The sequence below is a fragment of the Olsenella sp. An270 genome (assembly GCF_002159735.1).
GTDB lineage: Bacteria > Actinomycetota > Coriobacteriia > Coriobacteriales > Atopobiaceae > Thermophilibacter.
This window is the reverse complement of sequence record NZ_NFJF01000001.1, coordinates 147261-158677: the sequence shown is the minus strand read 5'-3', so window position 1 is coordinate 158677 and position 11417 is coordinate 147261. Positions and strand designations below refer to the sequence as shown.

Below are 11417 nucleotides of genomic sequence, written 5' to 3'. Positions count from 1 at the left end.
CGCCCGGCGCGAGCCGCCGGGGCCGTGTTCTTCTTGACTGTCATGTCTGTTCTCTCGTGCCTGGGCGCCTCGCGCCCCGTCTGTTGATCGCGAAAGATTGTACCAGAGGCTACGGACGACAACCGTTCGGCGGGTGCGGGTCCCCCGGACGGGCTACCAGTCGCGAGCGGCGGGAGAGGACATCCAGTCGTCGAGGAAGGCGGCGTAGGTGCCGGCGACCACGGCCTCGCGCGCCCGGCGCATGAGGTCGAGCAGGAAGTGGATGTTGTGCTGGGAGATCAGGACGGACGCCAGCATCTCGTGCTGACGCACGAGGTGATGCAGGTACGCACGGGAGAAGCCCTGCGAGCAGGCGGGGCAGGTGCACGTCTCGTCGATGGGGCGCGCGTCGTGCGCGAAGCGGGCGTGGCGGAAGTTGAGGCGCCCCTCGCTCGTGAAGGCGGAGCCGGTGCGGGCCGTGCGCGTGGGCAGGACGCAGTCGAACATGTCCACGCCGCAGGCGACGGCGCGCACGAGCGTGGTCGGGTTGCCCACGCCCATGAGATAGCGCGGCTTGTTCCGCGGCATGTGCTCGCTCACCAGCGGCGCGAGCGTCTCGAACATGGTCTCGTGGTCCTCCCCCACCGAGTAGCCACCGATGCCGTAGCCGGGGAAGTCACCGACCTCCTCCAGGTGGCGGAGGCTCCTCAGACGCAGGTCGAGGTGCATGCCGCCCTGGACGATGCCAAAGAGGGCCTGGTCGGGACGGGTGTGGGCGGCGTAGCAGCGCTCGGCCCATCGGCTGGAGAGCTCCACGGAGCGGGCGACCTTGGCACGCGACGCCGGGTAGCCCACGCACTGGTCGAGCTGCATCACGATGTCCGCACCGAGCTTCTGGGCGATCGACATGTTCTCCTCGGGCGTCCAGGAGACCCACTTCCCGTCGTAGTCCACGGCGCGGAAGCGCACGCCGTCATCGGAGAGCCTGCAGAACTCCTCGTGGCTGAAGACCTGGAACCCGCCGGAGTCGGTGAGGATCGGGCCGTCCCAGCGCATGAAGCCATGCAGCCCGCCCATCTCGGCCACCAGGTCGGCGCCGGGACGCATGGAGAGGTGGTAGGTGTTGGCGAGCAGGATCTTGGTGCCGATCTCGCGCAGCGTGGAGGGCATGATGCCCTTGACCGTGGCCTTGGTGCCCACGGGCATGAAGATGGGCGTGGGGACGTCGCCATGCGGGGTGTGCAGGAGGCCCGCGCGCGCGTGGGTGCCGACGTCCTCGGCGACGATGTCGTAGGTGAAGAGGGTCTGGTCCATGGTGTCTCCGCTCGTGGGTGTCGGCTGGCGAGAGGGGACGCGAGGTCCGGCGCTCGGACAGTCCTCGCCGCACAGGGCGCGGCTGCGGAACTCGCGGCGGACCTCGCGTCCCCTCTCGCCAGCCGACCGTAGTCGAAAGCACGGCACCCCATCGTACACAAAACGGCCCGGCACCGCAGGGGCGCCGGGCCGAACCGATCTGGTTTTTGGGTTGTGACTACTCGCCGAAGCCGGAGTCGATGAGGGCGATGAGGGCGTCGAGGGCGGCCTGCTCGTCCTCGCCGTCGCACGCGATCTCGACCTTGGTGCCGGTGCCGAGGCCGGCGGCCAGGATCATCATGATGGACTTGGCGTTGACGGGAGCGGAGTCCTTGTCGACGTTCTTGATGGTGACGTTGCACTGGTACTTCTTGGCCTCGGTCACGAAGACGGACGCGGGACGGGCGTGAAGACCGGTGGCGTTGATGATGCTCGTCTGCTTAGAAACCATGCGTGGACTTCCTTTCCAAATTACCTACAACCGAGAGACCTGCGAGTCTCCCCGTAAACGCGGTATATCCTAGCAAACATGCGACGCGCCGTCGCCGACGATGCCGCCGAGTATGCAAAGTGGGGGGCTGAGCGGAATCATCGGCGGGTTGAGCGCATGTTGCTGCACAATAGACGCGTTGAGGCAAATCGGTGCGAGAGGAGCCGCGATGTCGGACGAGATGAACCGTGAGACCGGCGGAGAGCCCGAGGGCTCGCCGGACCGCAAGGCCGAGGTCCTCGACGCGGCGCGCGGGGCCGCATCCGGCGCGGCGGAGACGCTGAGGAGCGGCATCTCGGCCGTCCGGGACGTGCGCGCGGCGGCGAGGCGCCACTCCTCCGCCAAGGGTCGCCTCAGGGAGCTCTCCGAGGCACTCGAGGCCGACGAGGCCACGCTCGCGCGTCGCGAGGAGGTCGAGGCGAACTACGACGGCATCGTCGCCGAGCAGGGCGCGATCGTCGCGGAGGCCGAGGAGGAGATTGCCCGACAGCAGGCGGCGGTCGAGAGCCTCGAGTCGGAGGCGGACGCCCTCGAGGAGCAGCTCGCCCGCCTGCGCGAGGACCACGAGCGCGAGCTGCGCCCCTACAAGAAGATCATGGAGACCGCACGCGGCAGGTCGGAGGAGGCGAGCAGGGCCGTCGGCGAGGCGAAGCGCGCCGTGAGGGGCGCCGAGAGCCAGGTCAAGGACGCCACGGATCGCCGCGAGCAGTCCATCACCTCCGCCAACCGCTCGGTCGACGCATCCCAGTCGCGCCTGCGCAAGGTCCAGGACGAACTGAGGCGCGCCCAGGAGTCCCGCGCCGACGCCTCCGCGATCCGCCAGCTCCAGGACGAGGTGACGACCGAGCTCGCCCACGTCGAGTCCGCCCGCGGCGAGGTGGGCGTCATCACGCACGACGCACAGGCCGCCGTCGACGCCGCCCAGACCCATCTCTGGACGCAGAAGCAGTCGCTCGAGGAGGCTCAGCGCGAGGCGGACGAGGCCAAGCGCGAGTACGACGAGCGCAAGGGCGAGTACGACGAGCTCCTGGCCAAGGCACAGGACGAGGAGAAGCAGCTCGAGGACCGCATATCCGCGCTGCGCAGCGACGCCGACGACGCCAAGGCGGCGCACGACGAGGCCGCGGAGCGCCACGACGCCGCCCGCGCGCTGCTCGACGAGGCGCAGGACGTCCACGCCACGCCCGAGGAGACCCTGCGCCTGCGCCAGAGCGTCGCCCAGCAGCAGGTCGCGGTCTCAGAGCAGCAGACCATGGTCGACTCTCTCGCCGAGGGCGAGCGCAGCCTGCGCTCGAGGACGCGCGGGGTGCGCCTCGCGCTTCTCGGTGCCGTGGTGGGCGTGGTCGCGCTCGTCGTGATCATCCTCGTGCTGGTGCTCACCGCGCGCTAGGAGCGGCGAGACCGACCTACTCGATGAGCATCGCGTCGCCGAAGGAGAGGAAGCGGTAGCGCTCCTCGATGGCGGCGGCGTAGGCGTCCATGATCTGGTCGCGCGTCGCGAAGGCCGAGACGAGCATCATGAGCGTGGAGCGGGGCACGTGGAAGTTCGTGATCATGGCGTCGACCACGTGGAAGCTCGACCCCGGCATGAGGTAGAGGTTCGTCGTGGCGTTCTCGCGCGCGACGATGTCGCCGGTTCCGGCAGCCGCCTCGAAGCGGAGCGCGGACACGGGCGGCTCGCTCGGCGCCGCGCCCTCCTCCCACGCGCTCTCGAGCGAGCGCACCGAGGTGGTACCCACGGCGATCACACGGTGGCCGGCGGCCTTGGTCGCGTGCACGGCGTCGACGACCTCCTGCGACACGTGGTAGCGCTCGGTGTGCATCACGTGCTGGGCCGGGTCGTCCTCAGTGACCAGGCGGAACGTGTCGATGCCCACCTCGAGCTCGACGGTCGCCCAGCCCACGCCCTTCTCGCGAATCCGTTCGATGAGCTCGGGCGTGAAGTGGAGGCCGGCCGTGGGCGCCGCGGCGGAGTGCTCCTCCGTCATGGCGTAGACGGTCTGGTACTTCTCTGGGTCGCCCTCGTACTGGGTGATGTAGGGCGGCAGCGGCACGTGCCCGGCAGCGTGTATCGCCTCGTCCAGGGTGCGCGGCGAGCCGTCCTCCCTCTCGCCCGCCGGCGAGAAGCGCACGAGGCGGCCACCCTTGCTGCCCTCGACGAAGTCGACGATCTCGCCGGTGAGCACGACCGGCGCAGACTCCGGGGCGTGCAGGCCGCCGGCGCGGTACTCGATCACGATGCCCGGCTGGCGCAGCCTCTTGCCGGGGTTGACCAGGCACTCCCAGACGCCACCGAGCGGGTCCACGTCCTCGCGCCGCTTGAGCAGCAGCGTCTCGCACACGCCGCCGGTGCCGCGCTTGCGGCCGACGAGGCGCGCCGGCATGACGCGCGTCCTGTTTGCCACCAGCAGGTCGCCCGGCTCCAGGTAGTCGATGACGTCAGTGAAGCGGCGGTGCTCCACAGAGCCGTCCTCGCGGTGCAGGACGAGCAGGCGACAGGAGTCGCGCGGCTCGGCCGGGGCCTGGGCGATGAGCTCGTCGGGCAGCGGGTAGTCGAAGTCGTCGGTGCGCATGGGGTTCCTCCTTGGTCCAGCGCACTACGATAGCACGCGCGAGGCGGCCGGCGGAGCGGCCGGCGCGGTTCCCACGGGCTCAGCGCTCGCTGCGCGAAATCGCCCTTTGGGAACCGCGCCGGCCGCTCCGCCGGAATCGCTAGTGCCAGAGGCCCTTGCGCTTGAAGACCCAGGCGGCAACGAGGCAGCAGGCCACGGCGAGCAGCAGCGGGAACGCCCAGTTGTCGAGCAGCGGGACACCCTCGAAGGGCAGGCCGACGTTCATGCCGTAGAAGCCAAAGACGATGTTGGGGATCGCCATGACGATCGTGATGACCGAGAGCACCTTCATCACGATGTTGAGGTTGTTGGAGATGATGCTCGCGAAGGCGTCCATCGTGCCGGAGAGCGTGCCGGAGTAGATGTTGGCCATCTCGATGGCCTGGTGAACCTCGACGAGCACGTCCTCGAGAAGGTCCTGGTCGTCCTCGTAGAGCGGGATGATGCGGCCCTGCGCGATCTTGTTGAGCGTCACCTCGTCCGACTTGAGAGACGTGGAGAAGTACACGAGCGACTTCTCGAGGTTGAGCATCTGGATGAGCTCCTCGTTGCGCACGGAGGCGTGGAGGCGCGCCTCGGTGTTGGACGAGAGACGATCAATGCGACGCAGGTAGACAAGGTAGAGCTCCGAGATGTGAAGGAGCATCTGCAGCAGGAAGCGCGTACGCAGCCGCGTGTCGACGTTGCGCACGCGACCGCCCGCCATGTCTGCGACGACCTCGTTCTCGAGGATGCTGATGGTGACGAAGAGGCCGCGCTCGGGCAAAAAGACCATGGAGAGCGGCATCGTGTCGTACTGCAGCGGACTCTGCGGCCGCACCCCCGCGCCGTCCTCCCCCACGACCGGGTAGTCCACGATGACGAAGATCTGGCGTGCGTCCTCGTCGTAGTCGATGCGGGAGGTCTCCTCGTCGTCGAGGGCGGAGCTCACGAACTCCGGCAGCACGCCGAGCTCGTTCTCGAGCCAGGCGCGCTCCTCGCTCGTGGGCGCCACCACGCTGACCCAGCACCCGCTACAGGGCTCCGCAATCTTCTCGATGGTTCCGTTCTCGCCGGTCAGCAGGCACTGGATCATGTTCTCACCGTCCTTTTCGTCTCGGGCAGACCTCTCACCACGATAGAGCAGACGAGACGGGGGCGGCCAGGGGGATCGGAGGTCTTGCCAAAACCCTTACACCTGAAGGGTCGCTGAACGCGCGGCGGCCTTGGCGGCCTTGCGCGCGTCGCGGGCCTCGTGGCGCTCGATCGCCGCCTCGGCGGCGGAGAAGCGGCAGCCGCAATAGTTCTGGCGATACATCCCCAGCTCGCGCGACTCGCGCGTGGCCTCGGGGTAGTACGGGCGGAAGTCCCGCCAGACCGGCGTGAGGCCAAAGCGGGGCGCGACCGCCGCGAGGATCTCCCCACAGTCGTCGAAGAGCTGATAGGGCGAGACCACGAGCGTCGTGGACATGTAATCGAAGCCCCGCTCGCGCGCGACGCGGCAGGCCTCGGCAAGGCGCAGCGCGTAGCAGGCCCGACAGCGCCGTTCGCGATCGAAGCCCGCCGGGGCGGCGGCGCGCTCCCACGCGTCGCGGTCGTCACCGGCGACGATCACGTCCACGTGGGCCACCTCGTCGGCCCAGGCGCGCAGCGTGTCCAGACGACGCTGCCACTCGGAGACGGGCTGGATGTTGGGGTTGGTCCAGCAGATGGTGGGCTCGAACCCCTCGGCGCGCAGCAGCCTCACCGGCTCGAGCGAGCACGGGCCGCAGCAGGCATGGAGCAGAAGCGGCGTCATGAGGCCTCCTTTTGGCGCCGATGCGTTGTCTGGGTACTTTTTCTCGACAATGCGAAGTATATGCCTCGCCATCGGTCACAAACTCGCAGGTCAGAAAATGCTACTGAAAAGGTGATACTTGGCAGTCGCCAGAAAAAGTACCCAGACAATGGGTGAGCATCTGGCTTAGGACACGTCCGTCGCGAAGTCCGCGAGGATGGCAGCGGCGGAGCGCGTCATCTCGCGCGAGAAGCCCGAGTTCCACTTGCGCTCGCAGAACGCGCGCGCCCAGTCGTCGAGGTCGCGGCTGGCCGGGGCCTTGGGACGAAGGTCCTCGAGCAGGCGGTCGGCGTCGCGCGTCTCGTACCGGTCCTCGAAGACGATGTCCTCGAGCGGCAGGCGCGTGGGCTTCACGCGCCTGAGCTGCCCCGGGGTGGGATGTCCGATCACGAGCATCACCGCGGGCACCACATGGCGCGGGCACCCCAGGATGCGCGCCTGGTCCTCGCGTCGCTCGAGGATGTCGCCGATGTAGCACGAGCCGAGTCCCAGGCTGTGGGCGGCGACCACGGCGTTCTGTGCCGCGATGGCGGTGTCCTCGAGCGCCAGCAGGAAGTCGCCCACGCCCGGCTCGCGCGGCTCGGCGCCGGCGGCGACGAAGGCCCGGTGCCAGCGGCGGACGTCGACGCAGAACACGAGCACGAGCGGCGCCGTCGCAATGAACGGCTGGTTGTCGCAGGTGACGGCGAGCTCCTCCTTCTCCGCCTGGTCGCGCACCACGATGATGGAGTAGAGCTGCTGGTTGCCCGCCGTGGGGGCCTGGCACGCGGCCTCGAGGATGGCGCGCTCGTCGGCGTCGCTCACGGGCTCGCTCGTATAGGCGCGCACGGAGCGGCGCTCGTGGAGCTGGGCGATGGTCTCGTTCATTCGGCCTCCTCGCGGTTAGAGAGCAGGGTGATCCCGGTCTCGGTGTCACGGACGTGGGTACAGGACGACTCGCGCAGGCACGCCGCGGCCATGAGGGCGTCGCCGGCACAGCCCGCAAGGTGGATGCCGGCAAGGAGCACGGCGAGCACGGGACGCCCCGCAGCCAGCGCCGCTGCCGCAAGGGCGGCCGTCACCAGCACCGCAGGCGCCAGCAGCACGGCCGTCATGCGACCGCGCGGCAGCACGGCCCCGTCCGTCCTGGTGTAGAGGAAGGCGTCCTGGAAGCCAAAGGAGACCCGGCACCCAGGGCACAGCAGCTTGAACGCCGCGCCGTGCACCAGCTCGTGGACGGGCAGCGCGACGAGGCTCCCCAGCGCCAGCGCGACCCACCACCACACGTCAAGGCGCTCGCCACCCAGGACGAGCGCGAGGAGCCCGGCGAGAAGGACAGTCCCGCCGAGGACCGCGAGCGACAGCCACGCGATCCCCCGCTGCAGGGCGCCGTCCCCCAGGACGTCTATGTCTGCGACCTCACGCATGCGCCCATCTTAGCGCGCCGGCCCCGCGCGCGGGCGAGAAGTGCGAGAATGGGAGGGCTGTACCCAGACACGAAGGAGCACCCATGCCCGAGACCTCCTCTCGCCCGAGCTTCCCCCGCCGCGCGGTCATCACCGGCGGCATGCCCTACGGCAACAAGAACCTGCACTTCGGCCACATCGGCGGCGTCTTTGTCCCGGCCGACTTCTTCGCGCGCTTCCTGCGCGACCGCATCGGCGCCGAGAACGTGATCTTTGTCTCCGGCACGGACTGCTACGGGTCGCCCATCGCCGAGGGCTACCGCAAGAAGGTCGAGAACGAGGGCTACGCGGGCACGATCGAGGACTACGTCCGCGCCAACCACGAGAGCCAGAAGGCCGCCCTCGACGCCTATGGCATCTCGCTCGACCTCTTCGCCGGCTCCGGCCTCGCGCCTGCGCGCGACGTCCACGCCCGCGTGACCGACGAGCTGATCCGCCGCCTCCACGAGCGCGGCTACCTCAAGAAGCGCTCAACGCGCCAGTTCTATGACGTCGAGGCGGGCACCTTCCTCAACGGTCGCCAGGTCCAGGGCCGCTGCCCCGTGCGCGGCTGCAAGTCCGAGAAGGCCTATGCCGACGAGTGCGACCTCGGCCACCAGTTTGACCCGGAGGAGCTGATCGCTCCCGTCTCGCAGGTCAGCGGCACGACGCCCGAGCTGCGCCCGGTCGACAACTGGTACTTCGACCTGCCCGCCTTCCGCGACGAGCTCGAGCGCCTCATGGACGAGTGGGACATGGACCCGCAGGTCCGCGCCGTCGTCACCAAGACCGTGCGCGAGAGCCTCGTCGACCCGGTCATCTACATCCAGACCAAGTTCCGCGAGGCCTATGACGCCGTCGCCGCCGAGCTCCCCGCCCACACGCTCGCGGAGGCCGAGAAGGGCCAGCAGTCCTTCTCGCTCACCTTCGCCGGCTGGGAGGAGCGCGACGAGGCCCGCGAGAAGCTCGACGCCGCGGGCGTGCGCTTCCGCACCGGCAAGTGCCTGCTGCCGTTCCGCATCACCGGCAACATCGACTGGGGCGTGGCGGCGCCCGAGCTGGAGGGCACGAGCGGCCTCACGGTCTGGTGCTGGCCCGAGAGCCTGTGGGCGCCGATCTCGTTCACGCAGACGACGCTCTCGCTGGCTCCGGAGGGCCGCTACTCCAGCCGCGACTGGCACGACTGGTGGTGCAGTGAGGACGCCCGCGTCTACCAGTTCATCGGCCAGGACAACATCTACTTCTACTGCGTGGCGCAGCCCGCCATGTGGGAGGCGCTCGACTGGGGCCTCACGCAGGACATCCCCGTGGCCAACTATCACATCCTGTTCATGAACAAGAAGGCCTCGAGCTCGGGCAAGATCGCGCCCCCGATGGCCGCCGAGCTGCTGGACGCCTACACGCCCGAGCAGCTGCGCGCCCACTGGCTGTCCCTCGGCCTCGACCAGAAGGCCGTCTCCTTCAACCCCAAGGCCTTTGACACCTCGGTCTCCCACAAGGACAAGGCGACCGGCGAGGACGTCCTCGTCCGCGACGACCCGCGCGTGGTGGACCCCGCCCTCAAGGAGAGCGCCTTCCTCACCAACATCTTCAACCGCCTGGCCCGCAGCTGCTTCTACGGCGCCGCCAACGTCTGCGACGCGCACCTGCCCGCCGTCGCCCCGAGCGAGGAGACCGTCTCCGCCGCCCGCGAGGCCACGCTCGAGTTCGAGCGTCGCGCCTACGAGTTCGACGCCCACGGCGCGCTGACGGTTGCCGAGGAGTTCTGCCGTGCGGCCAACAAGCGCTGGGACGACGCCTCCAAGGCCGCCAAGGGCGACGACGCCGCCTACGAGGCCGCCCTCGCCGACGCCTTCGTCGCGCTGCGCACGACGGCCCTGCTCATGCACCCGGCCGTGCCCTTTGGCTGCGAGAAGATCTGCGAGCACATGAGCTTCTCGCCCGAGCTGTTCTTCTCCTGGGACCACGCCTTCGACGGCCCCACCGAGCTGGCCGCCGCCTGCGGCGAGACCCCCGCGGACCACAAGATCGTCCCGCTCCCCCCGCGCTACGACTTCTTCGAGAAGCACCCGTCGCAGCTCAAGAAATAGCCGGCCGAGAAGAACCTCCGGTCAGGGCTCGCGGGGCGGGAAGGTCCGCCGCGAGTTCTTGCCGCGCCCTCTGCGGCAAGCTGTCTGAGCGCCGGACCTTCCCGCCCCGCGAGCCCGTCCGATTGACCTTAGGCGAAGGGATTCCCTCATGACCGTCACGCCGCCGCCGGTGCACGTTCCGCGTCCGTACGCGCTGCCGCAGACCGCGCTCGCGGCGCGCGTGGAGGTGCCGACGGCCGACGGCGCGACGATCGTGGCCTGGACGTACGCGCCTGCTGGCGTCGCCGACGAGCCGGGAACGCCCTTCGGCGTCGGCCTCGCCGTGCCGCCGGTCCTCATGCTGCACGGCAACGGCGAGGAGCACGGCATCTTTGGCCCGGTCATCGATGCCGTCTGCGCGAGCGGCCGCGCCGTCGTGGCCGTTGATTCCCGCGCGCAGGGCCAGAGCACGCGCGGCACCGCGCCGCTCTCCTACGAGCTCATGGCCGCTGACGCCCGCGAGGTCTGCTCACGCCTCGGCGTTCCGCAGGTCCACGTGCTCGGCTTCTCCGACGGCGGCATCCTGGGGCTGCTCCTCGCCCGCGACTGGGGCGAGCACGTCCTCTCCGTGACCGCGCTCGGCGCCAACCTCACGCCCGCCGGGCTGCCCAAGGAGGACACCGACTGGATGGCCTATGCCGCGGCCGAGAATCGCCGCTGGGCCGAGGAGGGCGAGGAGGGCGTCACGCTGGAGGACGGCACGCCGGTGCCCTCCCCCGCCGAGTCCGCCCGCATCGCCGAGCTCCTGCAGCTCATGGTCGAGCAGCCGCAGATCGACGCCGCCTCGCTGGCGCGCGTCTCCTGTCCCGTGACCGTCATGGTCGGCGAGTTCGACGAGATCCTCCCCGAGGAGACCGACCGCATCGTCTCCGCCATCCCCGGCGCGACCAAGGTCGTGGAGCCCGGCATCGACCACAATCTCCCCAAGATGGCTCCCACCGCCGTGGCGCGCGAGCTCCTCGTCACCATCGCCCGCAACGACGTGCGCCACGAGGGCCGCGCGAACGTCCCGACCGACGTCGCCGTCGTGCGCCTGCCCGTCTCGGGCCTCTGGGCCGAGAGGCTCGACGCGCTCTACGCCCACGTGAGCGCGGCAGGCGGCACCTGCGGCTGGGTCCCGGGTGTCTGGCCGCCGGCCGGCATGGCGCCTGGCCTGCTCGCGGCCGGCTCCTACTGGGGCGCCTTCGACGCCGCCGCCGTCCACGACGGCGCGCCCCGCGAGGATGCCGTCCTTCTCGGCGCCGTGGCCATGGACCTCGACGCGGACATGGGGGACGGCACCGCCCCCGGGCACGGGTCCGGCACGGGCGGCCCCGGCTGGGAGGACCTCCCCGCCCGCGAGGTGCGGGGGCTCCATCTGCTCGCCGTCGACCCCGCGGCGCGCGGGCGCCACGTCTCCGTCGCCCTGCTCGACGCCATGGGTCGCGAGGCGCGCGGCGAGGGCGCCCGCGCGGTGCGCCTCAACACCTCTGTCCAGGGCGTCGAGGCCAACGCCATGTACACGCGCTGCGGCTTCACCCGCCACCGCCCGATCTGGCTCCCCTACCCCGAGCTGCCCATGCCCGGCTGGACCAACCTCTGGGAGCTCAGGCTCGACGCCTAAAGAAGACGCCG

General features: G+C 69.9%; 10 protein-coding genes. 3 read left to right on the top strand and 7 right to left on the bottom strand.

Going from position 1 to position 11417, the window contains the following annotated elements; genetic code table 11:
* Positions 1-153 precede the first annotated feature (153 nt).
* Entirely contained in the window at positions 154-1293 is a 1140-nt protein-coding gene (gene tgt, locus B5F73_RS00695; protein WP_087224937.1) for a tRNA guanosine(34) transglycosylase Tgt, read from the bottom strand.
* A gap of 217 nt (positions 1294-1510) precedes the next feature.
* Positions 1511-1783, bottom strand: coding sequence for an HPr family phosphocarrier protein (locus B5F73_RS00690; protein WP_087224934.1), 273 nt, complete (start codon positions 1781-1783; stop codon positions 1511-1513).
* Between the two features lie 208 nt (positions 1784-1991).
* Here B5F73_RS00690 and B5F73_RS00685 point away from each other — a divergent pair, with 208 nt between their 5' ends.
* Positions 1992-3212: a hypothetical protein gene (locus B5F73_RS00685; protein WP_087224931.1), complete on the top strand. Its 1221-nt coding sequence runs from the start codon at positions 1992-1994 to the stop codon at positions 3210-3212.
* Positions 3213-3228: 16 nt separating this feature from the next.
* Here the strand turns inward: B5F73_RS00685 and queA are convergent, their stop codons facing one another.
* From queA to B5F73_RS00660, 5 genes are all read right to left on the bottom strand, one after another.
* Positions 3229-4395 carry a tRNA preQ1(34) S-adenosylmethionine ribosyltransferase-isomerase QueA gene (queA, locus tag B5F73_RS00680; RefSeq protein WP_087224928.1) on the bottom strand — a complete coding sequence of 389 codons (1167 nt, stop codon included), beginning with the start codon at positions 4393-4395 and terminating at the stop codon, positions 3229-3231.
* A 139-nt stretch (positions 4396-4534) separates the two neighbouring features.
* Positions 4535-5509, bottom strand: coding sequence for a magnesium transporter CorA family protein (locus B5F73_RS00675; RefSeq protein ID WP_087224925.1), 975 nt, complete (start codon positions 5507-5509; stop codon positions 4535-4537).
* Between the two features lie 96 nt (positions 5510-5605).
* Positions 5606-6211, bottom strand: coding sequence for an epoxyqueuosine reductase QueH (locus tag B5F73_RS00670; RefSeq protein WP_087224922.1), 606 nt, complete (start codon positions 6209-6211; stop codon positions 5606-5608).
* Between the two features lie 165 nt (positions 6212-6376).
* Entirely contained in the window at positions 6377-7117 is a 741-nt protein-coding gene (locus B5F73_RS00665; protein ID WP_087224919.1) for a nitroreductase family protein, read from the bottom strand.
* On the bottom strand, positions 7114-7656 hold the full coding sequence (locus B5F73_RS00660) for a DUF3267 domain-containing protein (RefSeq protein ID WP_087224917.1): 543 nt from the start codon (positions 7654-7656) through the stop codon (positions 7114-7116). Before B5F73_RS00660 ends, B5F73_RS00665 begins: the two co-directional genes overlap by 4 nt.
* 83 nt (positions 7657-7739) lie before the next feature.
* On the opposite strand from B5F73_RS00660, the gene B5F73_RS00655 reads away from it, so the two are divergent.
* A complete protein-coding gene (locus B5F73_RS00655; protein ID WP_087224914.1) occupies positions 7740-9764 on the top strand; it encodes a class I tRNA ligase family protein in 2025 nt (674 codons plus the stop codon).
* A gap of 148 nt (positions 9765-9912) precedes the next feature.
* Entirely contained in the window at positions 9913-11406 is a 1494-nt protein-coding gene (locus B5F73_RS00650; protein WP_087224911.1) for a bifunctional alpha/beta hydrolase/GNAT family N-acetyltransferase, read from the top strand.
* Positions 11407-11417: the final 11 nt, after the last annotated feature.